General features: G+C 61.0%; 19 protein-coding genes and 2 pseudogenes. 12 read left to right on the plus strand and 9 right to left on the minus strand.

The genetic code is table 11. The features are described from left to right. Positions 1–5: 5 nt before the first annotated feature. Positions 6–1,283, minus strand: a complete 1,278-nt coding sequence (locus ABSL23_RS05925; RefSeq protein WP_353635050.1) for a transposase — start codon at positions 1,281–1,283, stop codon at positions 6–8. 129 nt (positions 1,284–1,412) lie between these two features. Next, positions 1,413–1,757, minus strand: a pseudogene (locus ABSL23_RS05930) (cell division control protein Cdc6); the annotation flags it as partial. A gap of 812 nt (positions 1,758–2,569) precedes the next feature. Here ABSL23_RS05930 and ABSL23_RS05935 point away from each other — a divergent pair. From ABSL23_RS05935 to ABSL23_RS05960, 6 genes are all read left to right on the plus strand, one after another. Beyond that, positions 2,570–3,157: a helix-turn-helix domain-containing protein gene (locus tag ABSL23_RS05935; protein WP_353635051.1), complete on the plus strand. Its 588-nt coding sequence runs from the start codon at positions 2,570–2,572 to the stop codon at positions 3,155–3,157. Between the two features lie 216 nt (positions 3,158–3,373). Then, entirely contained in the window at positions 3,374–3,901 is a 528-nt protein-coding gene (locus ABSL23_RS05940) for a sugar-specific transcriptional regulator TrmB (protein ID WP_353635052.1), read from the plus strand. Continuing rightward, a complete protein-coding gene (locus tag ABSL23_RS05945; protein WP_353635053.1) occupies positions 3,901–4,332 on the plus strand; it encodes a hypothetical protein in 432 nt (143 codons plus the stop codon). The genes ABSL23_RS05940 and ABSL23_RS05945 overlap by 1 nt, the downstream gene beginning before the upstream one ends. Positions 4,333–4,849: 517 nt before the next feature. After that, positions 4,850–5,224, plus strand: a complete 375-nt coding sequence (locus tag ABSL23_RS05950; RefSeq protein WP_353635054.1) for a hypothetical protein — start codon at positions 4,850–4,852, stop codon at positions 5,222–5,224. A 3-nt stretch (positions 5,225–5,227) separates the two neighbouring features. Further along, complete coding sequence (locus ABSL23_RS05955; protein ID WP_353635055.1) at positions 5,228–5,782, plus strand: hypothetical protein; 555 nt, start codon at positions 5,228–5,230, stop codon at positions 5,780–5,782. Between the two features lie 370 nt (positions 5,783–6,152). Beyond that, positions 6,153–6,677 carry a hypothetical protein gene (locus ABSL23_RS05960; RefSeq protein ID WP_353635056.1) on the plus strand — a complete coding sequence of 175 codons (525 nt, stop codon included), beginning with the start codon at positions 6,153–6,155 and terminating at the stop codon, positions 6,675–6,677. A gap of 177 nt (positions 6,678–6,854) precedes the next feature. Here the strand turns inward: ABSL23_RS05960 and ABSL23_RS05965 are convergent, their stop codons facing one another. The 6 genes from ABSL23_RS05965 to ABSL23_RS05990 are packed head-to-tail and all read right to left on the minus strand — an operon-like array spanning position 6,855 to position 14,158. Then, the gene (locus ABSL23_RS05965) at positions 6,855–8,969 is read right to left on the minus strand and encodes a transferase (protein ID WP_353635057.1); all 2,115 of its coding nucleotides are present in this window, start codon (positions 8,967–8,969) and stop codon (positions 6,855–6,857) included. After that, positions 8,959–10,077, minus strand: coding sequence for a hypothetical protein (locus ABSL23_RS05970; protein WP_353635357.1), 1,119 nt, complete (start codon positions 10,075–10,077; stop codon positions 8,959–8,961). Before ABSL23_RS05970 ends, ABSL23_RS05965 begins: the two co-directional genes overlap by 11 nt. After that, on the minus strand, positions 10,074–11,183 hold the full coding sequence (locus tag ABSL23_RS05975; RefSeq protein ID WP_353635058.1) for a hypothetical protein: 1,110 nt from the start codon (positions 11,181–11,183) through the stop codon (positions 10,074–10,076). The genes ABSL23_RS05970 and ABSL23_RS05975 overlap by 4 nt, the downstream gene beginning before the upstream one ends. A 2-nt stretch (positions 11,184–11,185) precedes the next feature. Then, the gene (locus ABSL23_RS05980) at positions 11,186–12,031 is read right to left on the minus strand and encodes a hypothetical protein (RefSeq protein ID WP_353635059.1); all 846 of its coding nucleotides are present in this window, start codon (positions 12,029–12,031) and stop codon (positions 11,186–11,188) included. Next, on the minus strand, positions 12,028–13,749 hold the full coding sequence (locus tag ABSL23_RS05985; protein WP_353635060.1) for a hypothetical protein: 1,722 nt from the start codon (positions 13,747–13,749) through the stop codon (positions 12,028–12,030). Before ABSL23_RS05985 ends, ABSL23_RS05980 begins: the two co-directional genes overlap by 4 nt. Positions 13,750–13,753: 4 nt before the next feature. Beyond that, on the minus strand, positions 13,754–14,158 hold the full coding sequence (locus ABSL23_RS05990) for a hypothetical protein (protein WP_353635061.1): 405 nt from the start codon (positions 14,156–14,158) through the stop codon (positions 13,754–13,756). A gap of 299 nt (positions 14,159–14,457) precedes the next feature. Between ABSL23_RS05990 and ABSL23_RS05995 the strand changes: the two genes are divergently transcribed. Continuing rightward, on the plus strand, positions 14,458–14,739 hold the full coding sequence (locus ABSL23_RS05995) for a PadR family transcriptional regulator (protein WP_353635062.1): 282 nt from the start codon (positions 14,458–14,460) through the stop codon (positions 14,737–14,739). A 15-nt stretch (positions 14,740–14,754) separates the two neighbouring features. Here the strand turns inward: ABSL23_RS05995 and ABSL23_RS06000 are convergent, their stop codons facing one another. Further along, positions 14,755–16,179 carry a sugar transferase gene (locus ABSL23_RS06000; RefSeq protein ID WP_353635063.1) on the minus strand — a complete coding sequence of 475 codons (1,425 nt, stop codon included), beginning with the start codon at positions 16,177–16,179 and terminating at the stop codon, positions 14,755–14,757. A 144-nt stretch (positions 16,180–16,323) separates the two neighbouring features. On the opposite strand from ABSL23_RS06000, the pseudogene ABSL23_RS06005 reads away from it, so the two are divergent. The 5 genes and pseudogenes from ABSL23_RS06005 to glmS all read left to right on the plus strand — a co-directional run. Then, positions 16,324–16,639: pseudogene (locus ABSL23_RS06005) on the plus strand (RNA-guided endonuclease TnpB family protein); the annotation flags it as partial. Between the two features lie 553 nt (positions 16,640–17,192). Next, positions 17,193–20,006, plus strand: coding sequence for an HVO_2072 family ArtA-dependent S-layer glycoprotein (csg, locus tag ABSL23_RS06010; RefSeq protein ID WP_353635358.1), 2,814 nt, complete (start codon positions 17,193–17,195; stop codon positions 20,004–20,006). A gap of 423 nt (positions 20,007–20,429) precedes the next feature. Continuing rightward, complete coding sequence (glmU, locus tag ABSL23_RS06015) at positions 20,430–21,629, plus strand: bifunctional sugar-1-phosphate nucleotidylyltransferase/acetyltransferase (RefSeq protein ID WP_353635064.1); 1,200 nt, start codon at positions 20,430–20,432, stop codon at positions 21,627–21,629. 7 nt (positions 21,630–21,636) lie between these two features. Continuing rightward, positions 21,637–22,800 (plus strand): sugar phosphate nucleotidyltransferase, encoded by a 1,164-nt coding sequence (locus tag ABSL23_RS06020; RefSeq protein WP_353635065.1) that lies wholly within the window; start codon positions 21,637–21,639, stop codon positions 22,798–22,800. 2 nt (positions 22,801–22,802) lie between these two features. Beyond that, positions 22,803–24,605: a glutamine--fructose-6-phosphate transaminase (isomerizing) gene (glmS, locus tag ABSL23_RS06025; RefSeq protein WP_353635066.1), complete on the plus strand. Its 1,803-nt coding sequence runs from the start codon at positions 22,803–22,805 to the stop codon at positions 24,603–24,605. The last annotated feature ends 1 nt before the right edge of the window (position 24,606 follow it).

Consider the following 24,606-nt stretch of genomic DNA (forward strand, 5'->3'; position numbering starts at 1 on the left):
GTGGGTTAGTCGGACACTCCCATCCGACCATCGGTAAGGTGGCCTCGGGCAGTCGGGTGGGTCACGGTCGGGGCGTCCACGGCCCCCGATGCCTGCCGTCGCACCTTCCTGACTTGGGGAAGGCTGTTGAGAGCAGGCACATTCCAATCCTGGTGCTTCTCGATGCCTTTCACGGCGATATTAACGCTTGCACCACGGTCACTGTGGTCTTGATGCCCACAGTCCCGGCACTTGAACCGCTTCTTATGACGGTTCGCACGCTCCGTGTGTCCGCACATCGGACACCGCTGGCTCGTGTACTCGGGATTAATCCACGCGGTCGGAATCCCCTTGAAGGCCGCCTTGTACGACGTGTAGTATTGAAGCGCACGGAACGGGAGGTGGTGCAAGCGTCGGTTCATCCGCGTGCCGTAGTCAATACTGTCGCGCATCTCTTTGAGGTCTTCAAAGACGATACACGGCTTCTCGAACTGACGGCTCCACTCCACAATATGACGGCTCACCTTGTGGAGTCTATCACGGACAAACCGTTCCTCACGCCCTTCCAGCGTGTCGTGGATACTCGGTTTCCCCGCGTTCTGCACGCGCTTGCGCATCGTGAAATAGCGATGACGCTCGAACTTGATTTCGGGGAAGTCGATAACCAACGTATCTTCGACACTATCCATTGAGAGTGCGGTCAACGCCACGTTATCCTCGTTCACGTCCACGCCGACAATTGTCTGCGAGTCCTGCTTGTCTCGAACGGTCTGCTCGGTGTTGGTGACGTTGACGTGCAATTCGGGGTTGTCGTTGTGGAACAGGGCTTCAGCCGTCCCAATCTTCCATTCGCCGCTCGTGAGCGCGGTCTGGAGAATGTCGAGGTGGGCGTCGTCGCCTTCGAGGACGCCTTTGACGTGTTTGTACGGCTTCGCACTGATGCGGAACGAGACATCACCGTCGTCAGCCAGCGACAGGTTGTACCCTTCTTCGTAGTTGGCTCGAAGCGGGTACGCGCCGTCCTTGGTGTGACTGGGTTGGTCGAAGTCGTCGTACTCGTAGTAGTTCTCCATCGCGCCGAGTGCTTTGGCGACGACGCGCTGCGTCGTGTTCTTCACGAGATTTGCGTCGTCGGCCACGCGGTCGGGAATTGCGTCCCAGTCCACGCCATCTTTGGCGAGGCGAATGGTTTCGTTGTACACCGATTGGGCTTCGAGCGTGGCGTCTTTCAGTAGGCTCTCGTTGTCACTCTGGATGTCGAGTTGGAAATCCAGCGTCTTCACGAGAGCCTGCGAGTCGGTCATCCGTGCCAGTATAGTGTAGTAGTACGGTCATCTTGAATGTCAGCCATCCACGGCGAAAGTGGAACACGTTTAGCCGAGCTTACAGCCTTCACCCTCGGGATCAAGCCCCGAGGCACTCGGCCTGCTCCGCCCGTAGACGAAGATATTGTTTGGTTCCCAGCCGTCGATGACTGGCTGGAGGGCGTCCATGTACTTCTCGATCTCTTCATCGCGTTCCTCAATCTTGTTCGGCTGGTAGGATTCGCCGAGCGCATCCTTGTTTGCGAAGATGTTCTGCTTGCGCTCGAAACTAGACATTAATCGCAAAACCCCGAGAGGGCGTAATAAAACCACCATTTCACCTGATGCAAGTGAACACCCACACACCACTGTTGCAAGCGAATCGAAACGTGAGGAGCTAGAAGAACAACACACCACCAATACAAGTGAAGATATGACACAATCTCCACTGGCTGAAAACCTAATATCCAACAATAGAGCGTGAAACGCAAGAATGTCGAATCCCACCCACTAATTGGTCCTATATCGTTACCTGCTGCGTCGTGTATCGCCTGTTAGTTGCTGTTGCAGCTTCAACTATCCTGGTTCACTTGCAACGGTGGTGTGTCTCTCTGTAATGAGGCCGAACTCTCTTGAAAGGAACACCAGTGGGACACGCTTCAGTTGCAACGGTGGTGTGTCTCATCACCTGGCCCATTAACATCCTCCCGCGCCTGAAGCACGGGTATTCTCCTTGATTTCTATAATGGAGTGATGGTTGAATAGACGCAGAGCTGATTCCGTCGAGAAACATTCGACACGGTGGGGTGGGAGAACCGACAGCAAAGAGATGTACGAACAGAATCGACAGCAGGGCCATCGGAAGAACACTCGACACAGTGGGGTGGGGGAGAAGACCAGCAGCGACGAATCAAGAACCTGCTTGTCTCAGTCCTTAACCAACAGCATCCACCAAGCCCTCACTAGTGTTGGTTAAGATTTGAATACCAGCAGCTATCGAGACCGCCTCGCCCGCTAGCTTGGCCCAGTTATGCGAATGAGTACAACACGATGACGAAGGAAGAAAAGGTGGAGATGTATCAAGCGTGGGCGGAGTATCGGGAGAATCGCCGCACAGGAACGAAGTTGGGGGATTGACCGCTAGTCCATCACCGGCGCGATTCTCGTTGTTTCTGTGAACTGCCTCGGGGTCAAGCCCTGAGGCACTCGGCCTGTCCCGCCTGTAGATATTCGGGTCGTCACTATCCCACCAGCAGATTTTTAGTATTCCGCGAAAATTAAAACACATGGCAGAATCCGCTGTATCGCGTTCACACCCGCTTGATACGATGTTGGCAGTCTCCGACGTGGTTCAGAGTGAGAGACTCGCTCAACTCTACACTCGCGTCCTTGAACTCGACTCACCGACTGTCGAGGAGTTGGCTGAAGGGCTCGAGAGTTCGACGACGACAGTCTATGAGGATGTCAAACACCTCGTGGACATCGGTCTCATTAAGCGTGTTACGGATACACAGCCACACCGATACCGAGCCCGTCAGGTTGATATGACTATCCAGGCGGGTGGGGAGACGTTCCAGATCACCCCGACGCTACTTGTCGCCCTTGCGGAAAGCCAGTCGAACGAGAACCTCAGACTCTATATTGACCGCCACGGCGTCAGCGGACTCGCGACGGCGATTGAGTATGCTCGGGCGTACACACAGTCGAAAATGAACGCGCGAATCATGGCCCGTGAACAAGAGATACCCGTTCTTGAGGCAGAGACCATCCTTCAGGAGCTCCAAGAGATCATTCTGGAGACTGAGCCCGACATCTCTCCGAGTCTCGATATCGAGGAGCTTGACGCCGACGTAGATGAACGAATGGACGGATAGATACCAGTTCTCTGGGTGAGATCACAGCACGGATGAGACGAACCGTGCTACCTCGCGGATTGAAGAGCGTGATGTCGTTGCTGCCCGGCTGTTACCGCTGTGTAGGTCCATCAGTCCTGACCAAGTGGCGGAAGACAGACGAAATGGACTCTCTAAATACTCACAGATATACTTGCGAGCAAAGCATATATTTGCATAGTGTGCGTTAGCAGTGGTATGAGCGAGTTCGATCCGGCGCCAGACGGCAACGACGGGTTCCAGCGCTGGCAGGCTGACACGGACACCTTTGACCGTGTCTACGATGTTGTCCTCGGCGTCACTACACCGACGACGTACCGTGCGATTGCGGAGCGAGCGGACTGTTCGGCGAATGCCGCGAAAAAACACCTTGACCGGCTCACGGAGATGGGTGTCGTCCGGAAAGACGAACAGAGCCGGCCGGCGCGCTACGAACGCGATGACGGCTATCTTGAGTGGCAGGAAGCCAGTCGCATCGCCCGCGAACTCTCGGTTGAAGAGATCATCGACCGCGTCGCCGATCTTGAAGCCGAACAACAAACCTACGAGCAGCGCTTCGAGACCGCTGACCCGGAATCTGTCACCGTCTTCGAGCTAGACGACCATGAGGCACTCCACGAACGCATGCAAGCGGTGAGTGAGTGGCAAGCCACCGCGCGAGATATCCGGCTCTACGAACTTGCCCGCCAACTCGCCCAAAACGACGGCCACCTCATCTCTGCCTGATGAGTCCGCCGTCCGATTCCTCGGCCTCGACTGGCCCGCCGGATCGACACACGCTCCGTCTCCTCGAACGCCACCTCGCACGCGAGAATCTCATCTCCGACACCGCCTTCGACCCCAATCCCCACGAACCACGGCTACTCCATGCACACTTCGACATGACCCACTACCCGGCGTCAACGACTGCCGCCCGATTAGACGTTCGGTGGTTCACGACCGGCGACTTCTCGTTGCACTACGTCGAAACCAGCGCGGACGGCCCCCAATGGGAGTGCCGATGGGATCGCCATCCGAATCCACATAATACACGAGTGCACTTCCACCACCCCCCAGACAGCGACGACATCACCGACCTTGCGCTCTCTTCTCACCACCCACTTGATGTGTACTCAACCGTCCTCGACGCCATCGAACAACGACTTACCGACCACTGAGATTGACATCCTCCCCGCCCTGAAAGGGCGAGGATTCCCACGGTACCGCACCGCTGGGTTGGGATGTTTAAGGTTTGTAGCCACCCCGAAGGACAGCTACTGGCTGTGCCAACCAGCCGTTACTCCTATCCCGGCATGGGATTCGGAGGTACTTCTTAGTGCTTACACCCCGAGTTCCGGTACGGAAGAGGGTGTCTTCCACTTGGAATCAGGGAATCCCGATACTGTCCGATTAGTCGGGCGGGTAGACCGCCTCGGTTGTAGATTGACACGCCATCTGGCCACTTAAGACATCTGTTCGGCACGTCGAACGTAGTTCAGGTAGAGCTTGTCGGATTCATCCCCGCCCTGAACGGCGGGGCTTTCTCCTCGCACCTCCGTAAACGGGTGGGTTTTCGCTTCGCTACCGCTGTGAATCTCTCTGGACGCAGAGGTTTCGGCTGCGGGGAGTCAGCGGCTTCGCCTCGAATTGGTGGCGCCACGCTTATTTGTGTGTAGGTTCTACACATAGAGTGTGATGTCGGAGGAAAAAACGCGCGTCGACTTTAACGCGCCGCGGGCGCTCGTCGAGCGTGCTGATCGGGCTGCCGACCTCCTCGATATCTCCCGAACGCAGCTACTCATCGACGCCCTACAGGACGAACTCGCGGAACTGACCGACGACGACGAGTTTCGCGCTCGCCTCAAGCAAGCCTACTACGACGGTCGAGCTGACTACCAGACGATCGAGGACCTCCTCGGAACGGAAGCGGCGATGCGGCTGAAACTCCTCCGTGACTCCATCGATCGCGCGCCACCCGAGCCAGTCCTCGACGACGAGCTTCCCAGTGACGACGAGTTCTACGAGGGGAACGTCGAGACGTGGTCGGACAGCGACGAACCGAACGCGTAACAAATGGCGGGCCAATCGACGATCGTCGTCGATGCGAATTCGCTGCTGAATCTCGCGACAGTCCGTGTCGACGCCAGCGACTGCGCGCCGACGGGAGCGGATCCACTTAAAGCACTACTCTCGACGTACGAGGTCCACGTTCCGGACGTGGTGATGGGAGAGATTGGAGCGGCTGCTGTGGGCGACGACCTCCTCGCTAGAGCCGCCGACCTCGTGCTCCAGGCAGCCCACCACCTGACGACGCACGATGTCGAAGCGGCACTCGAAGCGCCGCTGACCTATGGACTGGACACAGGCGAATCACACGCGATCTGGCTCGCAAACGATCTCCAAGCCGCGATGTTTCTTACCGACGAATTCAACACCACGAACTATCTCCTCGTCTCTCTCGCCCTCGATGACCGAAACACGCTCTTCACCACGCCGCATGTTCTCTGTTCGCTCGCACGTGATGGAATTCTCTCAGCGGCCTACGTCGACGCCGTGCTGACGTACTTTGTTGAGACGAAACACTGGGACAGTGCCTACGTCGAGCGACTCCGAAGCGAATATCTGTAAACTACCCCATCCTACTTCGCTCACCCGCAGGGGGTTCGCTCGTTGAGGAAGGGGGCTTTGACATGGACTTCCGGCGATCAACTGTCGGCGGTTGGCCGATAGCCGTCGCCGTTCAACATCCCACCATTTGCACGCACGGCTGCTGGTGCGTCTACGCTCTCCGACGTGGGCGAGGAACGCAGGCTGTGGTGTCGCTTGCGCATATATCGGAACGCGACGTTTTTCGCACCGCTATAACTAGCAGAAACTGTTCTCGTCGGCGAATCTCAGCAATATTCTATCATATTCCCAATTATTTCGGCGAGGCAGTGACAACGATTGACGAACGGGGTGGACGTTTTTGCCGTCAGGGTTCCAAGAGCTGGTTCCGATGGGGCTGTTCGACGAACTGCTCGTCGAGGACGGCGTCGAGCTGCCGAAGTTCCCACGCGAACGGAGCCCGTCCGAGATCGAGTGGCAGACGAAGGAGATCGGTCGGCCAGCCATGCGAGCGTTCAAGCTCACCGCGGCAGGACGCTTGCTGCGGCGAGAACGGGAGTTCCGCGAGAAAACCCCTGAGGAGAAGCACGCCGAGGCCGCCGAACACGGCTTCGACTCGTGGGACGAGTACGTCTCGTTCTGCGAGGGTGCGGAGCCCCAGGAACTGCTCCAGCGCGGAATTGGCGTCGCCGGTCCAGACGAGCAGACCGTCGACGAGGCGTTCTGGCTCGACCACAACATGCACGGAAGCTTCGAGTTCCACGGCAGCAGCGACGACATCGAGGACGGGTTCTCCTGGTCGTACGAGGCGCGGTTCACGCGTGGCGACCTCGACGCAATCGTCTTCCTCGGCGAGCGAGGCGGCGGCGGGCCGGACGACTACAGGCCGGACGAGCCCGCTACTGTCCGGTTCTGACCGTGACCGCGTCGCCGGTCAAGGTCGAGATCGCGCGGCAGCGTGCACACGTCGCCGGCCTCAGTATGGGTGACCCAGGTGGTCTCGCGTTCGCCGAGTGCGCACTCACGCTCTGGTGTTGGTCACGTATCGAATCTCGCTGTCCGTCGAAGCGTGCTGGGAGCGCGCTTCGGTCAGCTACCCGTTTCCGGAGTCAGTCCGACCGGTCTCACTACGTTCTTCGTCGGCGCCGGGCAGCGACGACCGTTCCTGCTCAGTCGGGTCGAAGTCAATCACTTGCTTCTCCTTCGGCATCGCCTCCACTGTAATCCCACGCCACTCACCATCCACCCCAACTAACGCCTCCGAAAATCCAGCATCCTCATTCCCCGGCACTGCATCCTGGACGAACCGCATCTGCGCGTAGTTCAACCCGAACTCCTCGGCCCACTGTTCGTCCATCCCGTCCAACCGGTGGAACTGCTTCACTGCACACTGATCCAGAATCGCCTCACTCTCAGCGTGCTCGAAGAACTCATCAACCGTCTGCGTCACCAACCGAATCGAGAGGTCGTGGTGGCGGTGATGGCGAAACACCGTCTCCAAAAACGCGAGACTCGCGGCGTCCTGCATGAGATAGCGCGCCTCGTCGATGTAGAACACGACCTCCTGCTCCGAGACTTTCGCGCGCTCATAGACCAACGATATCAACAACTGCATCGTCAGCGCTGTCGAACTATCTACACTCCCCTCCTGCTGGGCGAGATCAAGATAGATCACTTTCTCGTCGCGAATGTCGAACGCCGAGGGCTGCCCGAGATTCGAATGCCGCCCACTCTCTTCGAATGGACGGAGCTGGTCGAGCAGCCACGTCGCATCCCCCGCGAGCTTCCCAGCCTCCTCATCAGTACGCACAACAAATTCCTCGGGCTCCTCAACCATCCCTTCAAGCACGTCCATCACGTCCCGGATCGTCGGACTCGGATTGTCGTGGGTCGAAATATCATCAGTAATCCCACGTTCGTTGTACGCTCGCGTGAGCGCGAGCTCCAGCGTCGTCCGCCGATCGCCAAGCGAAACCCCGCGTAACGCGAAGAAGTTCGTGAGGAAGCTCATCGCGTCGTCCAGTTTCTCGTTGAACGGACTGGCGTCCTCGCCCATCGCTCGCTGGACGCGCGCCGGTGTTTCCCGCAGCTCCAGGGGATTCAACCCGAGCGTCCCACCGACCGTGATGCGTTTCGCATCCAACGCTGCAGCGACGCCAGCCCAGTCGTTCAACGGCTCGAGAATCACCCCAATCCGATCACTGCTCTGTTCGATCGAGCGGATGAAGTTCTGCTTCGAGCTGAACGACTTCCCCGAGCCAGGATCACCGATTGTGAACATCGCGTAGCCGTTCTCCCGACTGAACGGGTCAATCACGACCGGGCTGCGCGTGTCCTTGTGAATCCCGAACTCCACCCCGCCTTCCTCGAGAATCGTCGCCTGCTGTGGAGACGCCAACAACGCACCCACCGCACCCCCGAGGGCAATCGACGCCCGCCCGAATTCGTTGCTCCCGATGGGTGCGGCCGACTGGACGGCGAGGTCCTGCCGACAGATCGCGGTCTTCGGTGTGAGGTTCGCCGGGTCGTCGCGGAGCGCACTCTTCACCGTCTGGACGGCGTCCCGTAGCTCGTCTTTGTCGTCGGCGCGCACCGTCACGAAGAGGCTCTGGTCGAACACACTCGCGCCGTTTTCAACGGCCGTGTACGTCGCCGCCGCCTCGTTGGCGCGCTCCTGCAAGTACGCCCCCCGCACGCTCTGCTCGAGATCCGCATCCACCTGGAGGTTGTCCGCGATATCCTGCAGCTCGTCGCGGGCACGCTCCTGATTCCGCGGCGTGACGTGGGCGGTCACGTCGAACTGGACGTCGGTGAGTTCGAACAGCTCGCTGAGATACCCGTCACTCGGATAATCCGGATAGTCCGCGATGTACAGCGTCGACGTCCACTGCTCGCCAACGCGGGCGGCACGCGTCTCCCACTCGATCGCATCTGGGGCCGTCACGGTCTGCTGGGACTCCGCCACGTCATCCAGCAGCGCTCCCTCCACGCGTCCCTTCTCAAGCGTCGCCTCGTCGAGGACAGCCGCGAACGCGACCTGCTCCTCGTCGTCCTCGGTGTACCACCGCCAGAGTCCGACTCCGACGAGGACGGCTCCCACGGCAAGGGCCGCGTACAGGACAGCGCCCGCGAGCGACGCCGGGTCAGGTAGCCACTGCCCGAGCTGGCGATCGAGCCCGCTGGCCTGAAAAAGAGCATTATGTATCATGGTCACCCTCCCGGCGCGAGTGGCCCATGATTGGGTGGTCGCGGACGACGCGCCCCGCGTCGCCGTAGTCGTGCTCGCGGCCGTTCCAGAACGCCAGATTCAGGACGAACAGCTCGACCGTGCTGAGTCGCCGCGCGGACCACCCGGAGGCCTGCTGGATGAACTCCGCGCGAACGTCGTTGATTCGCTCATCGAGTTTCTCGAACATCTTGGCGCGACGCTCAACCTCGGTCAGATCCTCACGGCGCGTCACGAACGGCCGGAACAGGAACCCAACAATCGGGAACTGCGTCAGCTTCTCCGCTGGCGTCGCTTCGTCGCGGTAGCGGTCGTAGATCTCCAGTGGCGCGACTTCGACGCCGATGTAGTAGTGCAGCTGCTGGCTGCCCCGGTCGCGCATCTCCTGCGGGCGGGTCTCCCGGTATTCCTCGAGGAGTGCCCGGAAGATTGGGTTCTGTTTGACGTCCTCGTCGTTCAGCCGGTCTTCGATGGTCTCGGTGATCTGTTCCACGGGAAACGACCGGGTCGTCGCGTGGAACTTCAGGGGCCAGTCTAGCTCCCGGTTGGCGAACGCTGCGCCCGCTTCCTGGAGCTGCGCCCAGTCGTCTGACATCGCGAAATCCATGTTCCCCGGCTGCACCTCGACGAACGCCGCCATCGCACCATCCTGGCGCTGGATCGCACCTGCGCCTGGCCACGCGCGTTCGACGTTCGTGAGGTCTTGCGTGCGTTCGTCGGGTTTGAACGGCGTGTAGTTCGCGAGCCCGCCCTCGTTACGTGTTGTTCCAGTGGACTCAGTCTCGTCTTCGGGCGCGCTGAACGTGACTCGGGGGCGCTTGGCGTACCGGTAGACATCTTTGGCCCACGTCCACGCGTTCAGGTGGTCGGGCGAGACGTAGAGGACCGCGACGCCAAGCCCGAAGCCACCAGCAACGAGCGGGAGCGCTAGCGACTCGACGCCCGTGAACCCGGCAACGAGCAAGCCGACAATCGGGAAGGCAATGAGGACGCCAACGTCGCCTTCGTCGATGTTGAGGATGGGGATGCGGCCTTCCTCGCCGAACTGGCCCATAATGCGCCGTGCCGCCGCGTCCCGGTCGACCATCAGTGGATCCCCCGGTCGAAGTCCATCCCATGGTCGTCACTCGATTCTGTCTCCTCACTGGGCTCGTTTTCGGTCCGCCGATACGACGGCGACGACTCGCCATCATCGGTGTGTCCGCCACGCGCTGCGGCTTTCTGCGCGACGGCGTGGCCAGCCGCTGCTTTCGGGCCCCAACGTGCGGCTGTCGTTGCGAGGCCAGCCCCACCAATGTACGCGCCAGCAGCGACGCCCCCGATGAGCGCGGCACTCTTCGTCGCACCCCCGAGAACCTTTGCTGTGAGCGGCGTCGCGAATGTGAACGTCTTCCACGTGACGTAGAGTGCGATTAGCGGGAGGGAAGCAGCAACCAAGTATCGGAGAAACGGGCTACTTGGCGAGAGCGAGTTCTGTGCGGAAAGAAGACTGTAGCCTTTGAATACGACTGCAGCAGGTAGTGGAAGGATCGCCAGAGGCACGAATCGCTTACTAAATCCTATCGCAATATCAGAAAGAACTGGGACGTTACCGTACGCGACCGCGAACGAGATAGGCATCCCGTATACGTAGACGAGGAGCAGAACCTCGCGGATATAGTAGAGAGCTTCGAGTGCCCACATGGAAAGTCCGCCAATAAGAGCGAAAACCAAGGACAGTCCGGGATTCATCACAGAGACATTTAGGAGGTTTAGCATCGTGTCACCGAGAGAGTTCAGACTGGGTATCAACGCAATTGTGAACCCGTCAATGAGGTAGAGGGCGAGAATACTAACCCAATACCAGGTAATTATCAGAACAGCCCCGACCCAGGCCGTCTTCTTCGCCCGTCGAGCGTCATACGCGCTTCCAATATTGAAGATTCGAATAGTGTGTCTGGCTTGAACGCACAGCACTAGAATGAGAAGCGAGATTAGCATGATCTCGCCACCAACAAGTGCATCTTGGATAGCCGGCCATGGATTATTCGTAGGGGTGCCAAAGACAAACGCACCATCGGTTTCCGGCGTGGGGGTCCCAAACATCTCCTCCGCGAGCGATTCATAGCCAGAACGAAGGCCGTTTAGGAAGAGTTCGATAATCCAGTCAACGACGTCTTTGAACCCCTCCAAAACGACATCAATTAGGTCAACCATCGTTACACCTCACTGATAGTGATGGCACAGTCTTCCTGCTCATTCGACGCTGAATACCGAATATTGTAAGATTTCGAAACGCGGTCTCCGCCGACCCGCGTTTCGAGAATCAGGTCGAACTTGCCGGTCTGTTCCTCGTTAGTACAGGAAGTTCCACCACCGGGAACGAAGGCAAATGGCGAGCGCGAGCTGTAAATCGTGAGCTGCTCGTCTGCGGGAAGCAAGACTTCACCAACTTCCGAGTCTGTTTCTGAATCGTATATCCCACTAACGTCCTCAGCACCCGCGTAGTTTGTCCCTTGTTCGTTGGAGGGATACGGAACATCGCCGATGAACAGTAGTTTTGTGATTGCCTCTGGCCCAGTTCCCTGATTGCTAACGGTGATGAACGCCTCCTCACTGATTTTGTCTTCCGCTCCGGTCCACATCTCCTCAGGCTGATTTCTCCCAATACCCATCTCCACAATTTCCAGAGTTGGTTCGATTGGGATCGTCGTCTCGACAATAGTTTCATCTTCACGAAGTGCAACGATGTCGTACTCGCCTGGCGGGTAGGTCGTACCAATCTCGAACGAGACCTGCTGGACGCCAGCCGCGACCGATTGTTGCGCGAAGAGTTCGCCGTTCGGCTGGATGAGATTGAGCCGGTCAACGTCCGCCTCCGAGACGAGAGTAACAACAACTGTGGTCCCATCTACGGCGACTTGCTGGAGCGGGCCACCAGCAGCAGTCGTGCCATCGCTGGCAGGCGAACTCTGGGAGAGGCAGCCCGCGAAACTCGCGACTGCAGCACTAGCAACTGTTTGGAGGGCAGTGCGCCGATCGAGGTCTTGGAGGTGTCTGGTCATGATTCCTGAAAGCGGGTGGTGAAGTCGAGCAGTCGGAGTAGTCGCGTGCCGGCGTAGAACACGACGGCGAACGGGAGCAGCCGCCAGCCGACGCCGACAAGCAACGCTAACCAGCCATCAATCGAGCCGAGTGGATGCCACCGTGCCGTCGCCGTCGCGGGGGCGTACGCGGGGTCGTGGCTGAGCCACGAGCCAGGCTGATAGCGCGCCGTGTACACGCCGGGCTCGTCGACGGTGACGGTCGCGACCCCAGAACGATTCGTTTCGATGCGCTGGCCGTTGATGGTAATCGCACCAGTTCGCGTCTCGCCACCAATCAGGTGCAGGCGGTCGCGGTCGGCCAACTGAATCGGTGCGTCCGTTCGCGCATCGCGGAGCTCGACGCGGAGCACGGCCGCCGTCTGATTCTGGCGAACGACGTTAACGGAGAGCGTGCTCCGACGAAGCTTTCGGTCGGCGTCATCCTCCAACGCGACAGTCTCGTTGACGCCGCGCACGATTCCGGTGACGTGGAGGAACTCCCGCTCAATACTCTCGGTGCGAGCAGCGAGCCCGTACGTCGCCTGATAGGATTGGTTCACGACGTCAACGGAGACGTTCTCCCCGATCGTCCCGGCGGGCGTTGCTTGGTCGCCACCCCACGTCGCGAGCAACTCGGGGCCGTCCCGGACTGGCTCAACGCGCGGCCCGATCCGGGACGGATAGGCGTGGACGCCCACCGGGAGCGCGGGTGAGTCAACCACCGACCGCCCCGTCGCGGTCGCAGTGACGAGCGTATCCCAGTCCGGGTTCCGGGCGGTGTAGAACCGCCAGATGCCACGCACTCGTGCGCCGCGTTCGGGGAGCGTAAAGCCCTGCCAGGGCCGCGTCTGGAAGACTGCGACGCCAGCATCCCCGTTCGGATACGAGGCTGAGTGAGCGGTCGCCGACAGATTGTACACCGCCACGGAGAGCGTGTCCGACACGTTCACCGATTCCTCGTGATAGGTGACGTCGACGCTGGTCGTGTTGCCGCGATCGATACGCGTCGTCTGCCGCAAGCGAACGCCGATCTCGGCGGTGAACGTGAGCGTCGCCCGCCCATTCCGCCCCATCTGGTAGGCAAGAATGGGCGTGTGGGCGCCGTCCCGTTCGACGAGCGACTCACCGTCGGCCTGCAGTTCGACGGTGTCGATCTCGTGGCTGACCAGCGACCAGTCGACGGTCGTCGATCCCGAGGCGTCTCCGGGAGGGACGCGAACGCGGTAATCGACGAACCCACGCAGCGTGCCGTTCGGTGCAATATACAGTGGTGTCGTCCCAGCTGCGAGGTGGGTGCGCGTCGACGGCTGCACCGCAAATATCGTCGCGTGGGCGTCCGCGATGAACGCGCCATCTGTGCGATTTGCGTGCGGCGGGTGGATGGACGTGTTCGGGCCGCCACCGTCCAAATCCTGGAAGTCGTGGCGCGTCCACGTGGCGGCGGTTGCGGGCGGCCGCGTGAACGTGACGTCGGTCCCGTTCGCGACCTGTTGGACGGCCGTGCGGTTCTCACCGTACCGCTCGCGATACGCCGACTGGTTGATGTAGTCGTCAGTGTCGCGCGACCACAGCGTCGCGGACTCGTTCTCGGTGAGTCCATTCTCTTCGGTCCCCGGCCGGGGTGGGTCGGCAGTTACGACGCTGGTGATGCCGCCGGCGACGACCAGCGCAGCTACGACGACGCGCGCTCGCTGCATGACGCTACCAGGGGACGAGGTCGACGCACGTCGCCAGTGGGAGGTTCATCAGCGAGCCGGCGACCGTGTACAGCGGGCCGAGGACGACGAGGACGACCGCGGACTTCATCGCGGAGCGCTTGTGGCGTTTTAACCCTTTCTTGCGGTCGGGGCTGAGCGTGAATATCTCGATGAGGGAGTCGGCCTGCCAGACGACGGCGAGCCCGACGATGCCCAGCGCGGTGGTGAGCTGGAAGAACCCCTCGATCATACTCGGGAGGTTGTCCGCGCTACAGACCGCGCTGCTTTGGGCGGCCGCCGGCTGCACTGCAAGCAGGCTGACGAGAACGACGGCGGCTATCGTGCGCGGGAGGCGGCTGGCTGGTGGTGCGTCGCTAGTGGTGGGCTCGGAGGGCGTGTGCTGGGCCATGATACAGTAGTGTGCTCTCTGGGAACGTCATCGAGGCTGATGTGGTATGCTACCTCTCAACACCCAATCGAAAAGTGACACACGGTGGTAGTATATATTTTCTCCTAGTATTCCGGAAATAACCTAGAATGGAACTCGTCAATATCTAAGGAGGTGTGTAAGACGATGCGCACAGGTGGTGTCCGCGCTGGTCTACGTGGGCCGACGAACAGCGAAACTGCCGGCAGAATGTGCGTTCGCTGGTCTCAGATGGTCTCCCAATAACAAGAATTATACAATTTGGCAGTTTCAACCGAAGTATGTACGATCTCACCGGCTTCCAGCGAGACCTGCTCTACGTGGTCGCTGGATTAGATGAGCCGCACGGCCTCGCCGTCAAAGACGAACTCGAGGAGTACTACGAGTCCGAGATTCACCACGGCCGCCTCTACCCGAACCTCGACACGCTCGTCGACAAGGGCCTCGTCGACAAGGGCCAACTCGACCAGCGCACCAACTACTACACGCTCACGAGTCGTGGCAGTCGGGAAATCACCGCCCGCCGCGAATGGGAACAGCAGTACGTCGACCTAACAGAGTGAACGGCGTGACGGATGTCACTCGAAAACGGTTTCGATGGCATCCACGCCGACCTTCCAGATCTGACGAATGACGAGTTTCATGTCGAACGAGAACGACTGCTGTTTGACGTACTGGAGGTCGTACCGAAGCTTTTCCCCTGGTTCTGCACCAGTCACGTCGTTCACTTGTGCGAGTCCTGTAAGTCCAGGCTTGACAAACCAGCGTTTTCGCCAGTCGACGACGCCGGTCTGAATGTCCGAGTCTAGTTCTGGCCGCTCGGGGCGTGGGCCGACCACGCTCATGTCGCCTTTCAGCACCGTCCAGAGCTGTGGAATCTCGTCAAGGTGCGTCTCGCGGAGAATGCGACCGACGCGCGTGACGCGCGGGTCGACCCCGCCGGCGTCTTCATCGCTAATCGTTGCGCCAGTCTCTTCTTCGGCGTTCTCGACCATCGACCGGAACTTGTACACGTCGAAGGTTTCCCCGAAGACAGCCGTGCGTTCCTGCTTGTACAGCACGGAACCGCCGTCGTCAAGCTGAATCGCGACGGCAATCGCGAGAATGATGGGGCTCAACGCGAGCAAGCCACCCGTCGAGAACAACAGGTCGAACGCGCGTTTGAGCACGTAGTCCTGGACGTCCCACGGTTCGACGTCGACGTTCACGAGCGTCCCGACATCACGATCAGACGTCAACACTTGGTCAGCGTGGTCGCGGTGGACTTTCGCGTCGACGCCGTGCTCGTAGCAGGCGTCGAGCGCGCCGAAGAACTCCGCGCGGTCGGTGTGTTCGAACGCCAGCACCACCGTGTCGACGTCGTACTCGACGAGCACGTCCTCGATGCGGGAGAGCCCGCCGAGGCGGTCCATCCCGTGGAGCGTAAAGCCGCCGTCCGCGACGACGGCGGCGGGTGGCGACGCGCTCGCGACGCGGTCGAACGAACTCGTCGGGCAGAGGTAGCCCAGCACCGGGACGTCGACGTCGCCGGCGAGCCGCTCGATTTCGTCGGGGTCGTCACCAACGACGATCGCGCGTTCCGGTTCGCTAGTTGGTCGCTGACGAATCCACACGAACCACGCTGGGAGCGCGACGAGCAGCACTGGCGTGACTGCGAGCAGCGTCGTCCGCGGGAGCCGGTAGGAGTAGTCGAAGTAGCCGATGGCGGCGAGCGCGAGCATCGCGACGAGGACGCGTTTCTGTGCGAGGACGACGACGTCCAGAATCCGGCGTGGGCGTGGCTTGTAGAGTGGCACGAACACCGCGGCGACGACGGCGACGGTCGTCAGGACTTCGAGGGCACCCTCGACTCCAGCTGGGGGGTCGGCGGACAGCTGTCCGACGACTGGCAGCGTGCTGACGACGGCTTGGACGGGGGCGCTATTGGTGAACGTGACGGCGAGCGCTGTCAGTGCCGCGACGCCGAGCGCGCTGCCGACGCGATACTGCCATCCCCCCTTCATTACTCTCCCGTTGTGTCGTCAGAATCATTAAACACTCCGACTCGATTCTGCGGTGGCTCAGCTTGGTGGCCTTCGCGCTGCGCAGCTCCGGCTCGGTTTGAGAGATCCTGTTTCGGTCGTCCCGACAGGTAGGGCGCAGGCGTGTTCACCTGCGACCAGTACCAGACCGAAGGCCAGAACGACCCATCGAAACGGGCATCGAAGGGTCGACAGAAGCTCTCGCGACGCAAAGACTCTCTCCTCCACACGCTCTCGAAGCACATCGTTGCGCGGTGTGTCGACGAAGGCGTGGCGAAGATCGCGGTTGGCGACCTCAGCGGCAGCCGCGAAGACGTATTCGTGTTGCGGGTGGATTCATAACTCGAATCGTGTGGAGCGCGGTCTGTACGTCTGTTCGTCGTACGAGACGACGATGAACGCAGCCGTGAACGGTGCGGTGAACATTTGGCGAACGATAACTTAGCGCCCTCTGACGGGGGATTTCAATGAACCCTAATATTCCAACGCTCGGGATTCTTCCGGCTTTAGCGGCGTTTCAGAGCTTGCTGGCACTCCTCCCGTTCAGGTTAAGCGGCTCCACCACCTGTGAGTGGTTGCGGATTTTCACTCGATAGGTGTGGTGGACTTCCAGCATCGTGAAATGCCTGTCTACTCGCTTACAATCATGTTTCTTGTGACGGTCTGGTTTGAGAACAGTGGGATTTCCTGCCTTGTCGGAGTCTGTGGCACGGGCCACTGAGTGACGGCGCGTATCTCCGGCCTGAAGGCCGTGGTATTCCACCTACTCAGCGTATAACAGGGGGTATTTAAAAGTATGGCCAGAAGGACTTTACTATTAGCGGGTGACATAACTGAATACCCCTACCCGAACGGCGGCTACGGAAACCGTTGATTGCGTTTCGGCGGAATCAGGTGGAAGCAGTCGTCTGGTCCGACTGGAACCAATCCAGTCACAAACGATAATAATGACAGACACAACGAATAAGCTTCGCGCGGTCTTCCTGACTGCGCTGATGATCGGTTCGGTGTTTGCAGCTGGCGTTGCCTTTACAGGAACTGCCGCCGCGGCAACCAACACGTCACTCACCGCTAGTCCAAACGAAACAGGGGCGACCGGTGTGACACTAACAACAAGTGCAGATTTAGAAAATGACACCCAAGACACAGACTATATTAATGTCACTTCCAGTGACTTCGACTTTAGTGGAGTGACTGATAGTGACGTTACGGTCACGTACGTACCGACGGGAGAGACCCGGGATTCGTCTACTGGCCTTGTGGTTGACGCCACTGCAGACGCAGCTGACATCACGCTTGCCAGTTCGCTGAGTTCCTCCGATACGCAAATTGGTGGAAAGATTCAGATCGAAATTACTGGCGTTACGAATCCAAGCACAGCGGGCCCAGCGAGTGTGACGACAGACCTCCAGACTACCTCCCCTAATGACATGTGGGACACCTGGACTGTGTCGACAGATATTGCTGATTCCTCGCCTGAGGAAGGTGCCAACGGAGACCGTGGCAACGCAGGAACCTGGTCCACGGCAGAAGGTGCAGGTTCCGTTGGTAGCGGAGCGACCGTCTACCAAGGTGAAGACGACATCGACTTTGTTGACTCGGACGGCAGCGAGGGCCCGAATCCCGCTGAGCTTGAGCGGACTGGTGGTGCCAGCGAAGGCGAAGTCCTCGAGATGCCGATCTCTGAGGACGCAGCCACCGGCACCTACGCCGTCGGCGGCACAACTGGCTCCGGCGAGTTCAACGTGACGGTGCAGACGCCGCGCGTGACGATGCTGGAAGTCCGGAACAGCGGGAACAACGACGTGAGCGGTGGTCTGCTCACCACGAATTCGGGCACCGCAACTGTCGAGACCGACTACAACTACAACAAGGCTGAAGACATCGAGCTCACCGTCGAAGACGAAGACGGCCTCGATGTCACCGACGAGATCATCGTCAACACCTCGAACGTAACCAAAAACCAGGGCGGTGACGTCTCCTTCGCCATCAACCCCGATCAGGTTGACGCCGGCGAGTACACGTTCTCCGTTGCTGGCGTTGACGACCTCGACTACGGTGAGGCTACGGAGACCGTCTCCGTGACGATTTCCTCGTCGCAGACGGCCTCGCTCAGCCTCTCCACCGAGGAAGTCGTGCAGGGTGAAAACGTCCAGTACACCGTCGAAAACAGTCCGGAAGGCAACGTCCACGCCGTCACCATCGAAGACGGTGACTTCCGCGACAACATCGACGACGCTAACGTCGAGAAGATCTTCCGGAATGTCGGCGACACGCTCAACACGGGCACCGTCGACGGTGACGCCTACGCAGTCGTCGAGATTGACGGCGGGAGCGGTGTCGGGTCCATCGAGACGCAGTACCTCGATGACTCTTCGATCGACCTGAACCTCTACCCCGCACACACGGACGACGGTAGCGACACTGACTACATCTACGACAACGACACGGTCAACGAGTCCGCGCTTGGCGAGCTCACCACGGACGACGACCAGTCGTTCGACGTGACCGAGGGTGAGGTTTCCCTGGACAGCCCGAGCGGCGCCTACGTTGTCGGCTCGGAAGTCACGGTCAACGGCACGGCTAACGAGGGCACTGACGACGTTGCGCTCTACGCCCGCGACAACAACGACTTCGAACTCGTTGAAGTCGACGACTCGAAGTCGATTGAAGTTGACAGCGACGACACCTTCGAAGAGGAAGGCGTCGTCCTCTCCGGTGACAACAACGGCAACGACATTCTGTCGCTGCCCGGCACCTACCGGCTTGGCGTCATTGACGTGCAGGACGCAAACACGTCCGGGACGACGCCGAACGGGTCGCTGACGACCTCCGAGTTCAACGGCGGGGTCAGCAGCACGGTTTCGATTCGCGTGACCGACACGGAGCTCAACGGTTCGTTCGCGACCTACAACGGCCAGGTCGCCAGCGAGGACGAGAGCGTTGACGTGTCGGGGACTGCACCCGGGAAGAACGAGCTGACGGTTGCGTTCGTTGACTCCCGCGGGAACGTCAACGCACAAGATATCTCCGTCGACAACGACGGGACCTTCGACGCGGAAGACCTCACGCTGGATAACATGAGCGAAGGCGGCACGGTCTCCGCACACATCATCTCCTCCGGCCGTGACGACACCTTCGGTGAAGGTGACGTGGCCGACGACGCGGATGAGTTCGCGTCCGAGATCATCGGCTACGGCAGCGGTGCCAGTAGCGGTGAGCAGGTTCGCGAGCAGATTCTGGCGAACTCGGTTGACGACACGGCCAGCGACGACCTGATCGTCACCGAAGAGTTCCGGTACGTGTCCGGGCTGACCACGATCGAATCGGTCAGTGGCGTTGAGGCTGGTGGCACGCTGACGGTTGAAGGTGTCACCAACCGGATGCCCGACGACAACACGATCACGGTTGAACTCCTCGACAGTGAGGGCGACTCCGTGATGGTGACCAGCACGGACAACTGGGACACGAACGGCCAGTGGTCCGTTGACATGGATCTGGCAGACGTTGAGCCTGGCGAGTACACGGTTGAGTCCGACGACGGTGACAGTACGGACCGTCAGGACATCGAAATCGTCGAAGAAGTCGAAGAGACGACCCAGGAGCCGACCACTACCGAGGAGCCGACCACGCAGGAGCCGACGACCACCGAGGAGTCGACGACTGCAGCGCCGACGACCACCGAGGAGTCGGCCGGCACCACGGAAGACACTAGTGGCGAATCCGGTAGCGGCATTCCCGGCTTCGGCATGGGCATCGCGCTCGTTGCCGTGCTCGGCGCCGCGCTGCTGGCGCTCCGCCAGAACTAACGAATCACGACCTGACCGCCCGTAAGGCGGTCACCGCAGTCCCGCCCACCACACTTTTTCGTTCACGTACGACGCTTCCAGCCGAGCAGCAGCCCTTGCGAACCGCCGCAGCATGAACCCAGGTACTCCGGTGAACCTGGTCGTCTCGGCTGAACAGGCGTAATCCTACGCCGTTCACGGTATGGATGCGCGCCGTCATTCCGTGGAACAACCGCCCATTCAACTGCCTATGGACTTCCCTGAGCGCGAAAGAACTGGGAGTCCGATAAGTAGACTACAAACCTGAAACGCCCACCGCTCGGGATTCCGCCGCCTTCAGCCCGAGGAGGATGGCAATCTCTTGTCGAGGGTTCGGCCAGAATGGGGAGCCACGCTGAATCCTCCCCGTTTACGGGTGGGTAGCTCGAGGTTGCACACGAGCCGATGCAGGCTATCGTTATCGCTGCCGGGCAGGGGACACGCATGGGGCCGTTAACAGATAGGCGACCGAAGCCGCTGCTGCCGGTCGCTGGGAAACCGATCCTCGAGCACGTGCTTGACGCCGCCGCGCCGTACGTCGACGGCTACGTCGTGGTCGTCGGCTATGAAGGCGACCAGATTCGGGCCCGCGTCGGCGACACGTATCAAGGGCTCCCGGTTGAGTACGCCGAACAGGCCGACCAACTGGGGACCGCACACGCCGTTGGCCAGGCCGAACCGTCCGTCGACGAGGACGCACTCGTGCTGAACGGGGACGTCTACGTCACGGACGCGCTCGTCGAGCGTCTCGCAACACAGCCGGGAACAGCGATGGCGGTGATGCCTGTCGAGAACCCGCGCTCGTACGGCGTCGTCGAACTCCAAGGAAACCGGGTGACGAGCATCGTCGAGAAGCCAACGGACCCGCCGACGAACCTCGCGAACCTCGGCCTCTATCGATTCACCCCGAAAATCTTCGACTACATCGAGGACGTCGAGCTGAGCGAGCGCGGCGAATACGAACTCACGGACGCCCTCGAGATGGCGCTCGACGACGGCGTCACCGCCGTCGAATACGACGGGCCGTGGCTGGACATCGGGCGGCCGTGGGAGCTCCTTGAAGCAAACAGCGCCTTGCTCGACTCACTCGAGCGTGACATCCAAGGCGACGTCGAGGATGGGGCGACGCTGCAGGGCGCGGTCGTCGTCGAAGATGGCGCCCGGGTTCGCGACGGCGCGTACATCGAGGGGCCCGTGCTGATTCAGACGGGCGCGGACGTGGGACCGAACGCGTACGTGCGCGGCGCGACGGTTATCGGGGCGGACGTCCGCGTCGGGAACGCCGTCGAGGTCAAGAACTCGATTCTCATGCGGGAGACGGCCGTGAGCCACCACGCGTACGTCGGGGACAGCGTGCTTGGCGCGAACGTGAACTTCGGCGCAGGGACGAAGGTCGCGAATCTCCGCCACGACGACGAACCAGTCCACGTGCAGGTGAAAGGTGAACTGGTCGACACTGGCCGCCGGAAATTTGGCGTCGTCGTCGGTGACGGCACGAAGACGGGGATCAACACGAGTCTCAATGCTGGCGTGACGCTCGGGACGGGCACGCGGACGACGCTGGGCGAGCGCGTGGTAACTGATAAGAACCGGGCCGACAACTGAACTGATAATGCAGGCTGTCGTGCTCGCGGCGGGGAAAGGCGAGCGGCTGTGGCCGCTCACCGAGAATCGCCCGAAGCCGATGATCCCCGTCGCGAATCGCCCACTCTTGGAGCACATTGTGGACGCGCTCGTCGCCGTCGGCGTCTCCGAGCTCGTCCTCGTCGTTGGGTCGAACCGCGAGCGCGTCCAACGCCACTTCGAGAACGGGGACGCGTGGGGCGTAGATATCTCCTACGTGATCCAGGACCCACAGCTCGGCACGGGGCACGCACTCCTCCAAGCAGAAGCACAGGTCGGTGAGTCGTTCGTCGCGCTGAACGGCGACCGCATCATCGACGCGTCGCTCGTCGAGGACGTGTGGACACGCCACCGCGAGACCGGCGACCCCGCGATGGGCGTCACCCAGGTCGAGAAGCCGAGCCAGTACGGCGTCGTCGAACTCGACGGCGAACGCGTCACCAGTATCGAGGAGCAGCCGCTTCCGGAACTCGCGAAGTCGACGTTCATCAACGCGGGCGTGTACGCGTTCGACCCGAGCATCTTCGCGGCGATCCGCCAGACCGAGAGCCACGGCGAGCAGGCGTTGACGGACACGCTCTCCACGCTCTTAGCCGACCAGCCGATCCGCGCCGTCCAGTACCGTGGCCGCTGGCTCGACGTCTCGGAGCCATGGGACCTCCTCACCGTCAACGACGCGCTGCTTGCTGACCGCGAGCCCGAACCGCCACAGCACGCAGCTATCGACGACTCAGCCGTCATCGCTGACGAGACCGTGTTCGGGGACGATGTGGTTGTCCACCCGCAGGCGGCAGTGCTCGGCGGGGTGACCGTGGGCGACAACGTGAGCGTTGGCGCCGGCGCGGTCGTGAAAAACGCGATACTCTTATCAGATTGCACGATAGATGCTGGAGCGATAGTGAACGACTGCATCGTCGGCGCGAACACGTCGATCGGCGCCAACACCACCGTCGAAGGTGGCAGTGCGGACGTCGTGCTTGACGATGCCGTCCACCGAGACGTCCGCTTCGGCGGGCTGGTCGGCGACAACGTCACGGTCGGCGCGAACGCCACCGTCGTCCCTGGCACCATCATCGGGAACGGCGCGACCGTCGACAGCGCGACGCGGGTCGCGGGCCGAATCGAGGACGGCAGTCACGTCACGCGAGGCTAACTATGTGTGGAATCACCGGTTACATTGGCAGCAACGCAACGGGAAAAATCGTCCATCAGGGGCTGCAGAATCTCGAATATCGCGGCTACGACTCCGCGGGTATCGCACTCAACGGCGGTGGCCTCTCGATCCATAAGACCGAGGGGGAGGTCGGTGATCTCCCGGTCCCGTCCCGGGACGGCGTCGTCTGTGGGATCGGGCACACGCGCTGGAGTACGCACGGTAAACCCACCGAGGAGAACGCCCACCCCCACACCGACTGCACGGGCGAGGTCGCGGTCGTCCACAACGGCATCGTCGAGAACTACGACGACCTCAAGGCCGACCTCCGCGGCGACCACGTCTTCCGCAGTGACACCGACACCGAGGTCATCCCACACCTCATCGAGACCGAACTTGCCACGGACGTCTCCCTGCTCACGGCCGTCCAGCGCGCCACAAGTCGCCTCGAAGGCAGTTATGCGATTGCCGTCACAGCAGCCGGCCACGACGGCATCGTCGTCGCCCGCGAGGACAGCCCGCTCCTACTTGGCCATGCGGACGGCGAAACGTTCATCGGGAGCGACGCCACCGCGTTCATCGAGTACACGAACCGCGTCACCTACCTCGAGAACGGCGACATCGCCCACGTCACCGAGGGTGGCGTTGAGATCTTCAACGACGGCGAGCGCGTCGAACGGGCGACGGAGACGCTTGACTGGGACGCCGACGCCGCGGGCAAGGGTGGGTACGACCACTACATGCTCAAGGAGATCCACGAGCAGCCGCGCGCGCTCCGACAAGCCATCTCCGGGCGCATCGACGACCTCGCCACCAGCGTCGACCTCGACGTCGACCTCCCCGACGAGTACCTCCAGTCGGTCGAGGAGATTCAGATCGTCGCCTGCGGGACATCGTATCACGCTGGCTTGTTCGCGAAGGAACTGCTGGAAGCCAAGGCGGACGTCCGTGTGACGGTCCACGTCGCCAGCGAGTACGACTTCCAGGGCGGCCGCGACCCGTGGCGGACGCTCGTCGTCGCCATCACGCAAAGCGGCGAAACCGCGGACACGCTGTCGGCGCTCCGCGAAGCCTCCCAAGCTGGGACGCGGACGCTCGCGCTCACGAACACGCTCGGGAGCACGGTCACGCGGGCGGCCGACGACACGGTGTTCATTCGCGCCGGCCCCGAGATCGGGGTGGCTGCGACGAAGACGTTCGTCTCACAGGTCGCCACTGCGGCGTTGTTTGCCGTCCACCTCGGTCAAGTGCGTAACGGGATGTCGACGGAGGCCGCCTCCGAGCTGCTTGAAAGCCTCCGAGACCTTCCCGGCGCCGTCCAGCAAGTCCTCGACCAGGAAGCCCACATCAAGGAGATCGCCCAGGAGTATGCGGCTAGTGACGCGTTCTTCTACGTGGGGCGGCGCGCCGGCTACCCTGTCGCCTTGGAGAGCGCGCTCAAGCTCAAGGAAATCTCGTACGACCACGCCGAAGGGTTCGCCGCTGGCGAACTCAAGCACGGCCCGCTCGCGCTCGTTACGCCCGACACGCCCGTCATCGCGCTTCTCACGAACGAGACCGCCGCGAAGAAGACGCTCAACAACGTCAAGGAAGTGAAATCACGTGGCGCACCCGTCATCGGTGTGGCCAGCGACCCGGACGCCACCACCCACGTCGACGCCACCTTCGACGTGCCCGACTGCGGGTCGATGGAGCCGGTCGTCGCGAACGTCGCGCTCCAGCTGTTCGCCTACCACGTCGCCAACGAGAAAGGGCGCCCCATCGACAAGCCCCGGAACCTCGCGAAGAGCGTCACCGTCGAATAGC

Source organism: Halobacterium sp. NMX12-1, from assembly GCF_040435975.1.
Lineage (GTDB): Archaea > Halobacteriota > Halobacteria > Halobacteriales > Halobacteriaceae > Halobacterium > Halobacterium hubeiense.

Coding starts and splice junctions, on each gene's coding strand:
- ABSL23_RS05925 (WP_353635050.1), bottom strand. CDS start 1,283: ATGACCGACTCGCAGGCTCTCGTGAAGACGCTGGATTTCCAACTCGAC.
- ABSL23_RS05935 (WP_353635051.1), top strand. CDS start 2,570: ATGGCAGAATCCGCTGTATCGCGTTCACACCCGCTTGATACGATGTTG.
- ABSL23_RS05940 (WP_353635052.1), top strand. CDS start 3,374: ATGAGCGAGTTCGATCCGGCGCCAGACGGCAACGACGGGTTCCAGCGC.
- ABSL23_RS05945 (WP_353635053.1), top strand. CDS start 3,901: ATGAGTCCGCCGTCCGATTCCTCGGCCTCGACTGGCCCGCCGGATCGA.
- ABSL23_RS05950 (WP_353635054.1), top strand. CDS start 4,850: ATGTCGGAGGAAAAAACGCGCGTCGACTTTAACGCGCCGCGGGCGCTC.
- ABSL23_RS05955 (WP_353635055.1), top strand. CDS start 5,228: ATGGCGGGCCAATCGACGATCGTCGTCGATGCGAATTCGCTGCTGAAT.
- ABSL23_RS05960 (WP_353635056.1), top strand. CDS start 6,153: ATGGGGCTGTTCGACGAACTGCTCGTCGAGGACGGCGTCGAGCTGCCG.
- ABSL23_RS05965 (WP_353635057.1), bottom strand. CDS start 8,969: ATGATACATAATGCTCTTTTTCAGGCCAGCGGGCTCGATCGCCAGCTC.
- ABSL23_RS05975 (WP_353635058.1), bottom strand. CDS start 11,183: ATGGTTGACCTAATTGATGTCGTTTTGGAGGGGTTCAAAGACGTCGTT.
- ABSL23_RS05980 (WP_353635059.1), bottom strand. CDS start 12,031: ATGACCAGACACCTCCAAGACCTCGATCGGCGCACTGCCCTCCAAACA.
- ABSL23_RS05985 (WP_353635060.1), bottom strand. CDS start 13,749: ATGCAGCGAGCGCGCGTCGTCGTAGCTGCGCTGGTCGTCGCCGGCGGC.
- ABSL23_RS05990 (WP_353635061.1), bottom strand. CDS start 14,158: ATGGCCCAGCACACGCCCTCCGAGCCCACCACTAGCGACGCACCACCA.
- ABSL23_RS05995 (WP_353635062.1), top strand. CDS start 14,458: ATGTACGATCTCACCGGCTTCCAGCGAGACCTGCTCTACGTGGTCGCT.
- ABSL23_RS06000 (WP_353635063.1), bottom strand. CDS start 16,179: ATGAAGGGGGGATGGCAGTATCGCGTCGGCAGCGCGCTCGGCGTCGCG.
- csg (WP_353635358.1), top strand. CDS start 17,193: ATGATCGGTTCGGTGTTTGCAGCTGGCGTTGCCTTTACAGGAACTGCC.
- glmU (WP_353635064.1), top strand. CDS start 20,430: ATGCAGGCTATCGTTATCGCTGCCGGGCAGGGGACACGCATGGGGCCG.
- ABSL23_RS06020 (WP_353635065.1), top strand. CDS start 21,637: ATGCAGGCTGTCGTGCTCGCGGCGGGGAAAGGCGAGCGGCTGTGGCCG.
- glmS (WP_353635066.1), top strand. CDS start 22,803: ATGTGTGGAATCACCGGTTACATTGGCAGCAACGCAACGGGAAAAATC.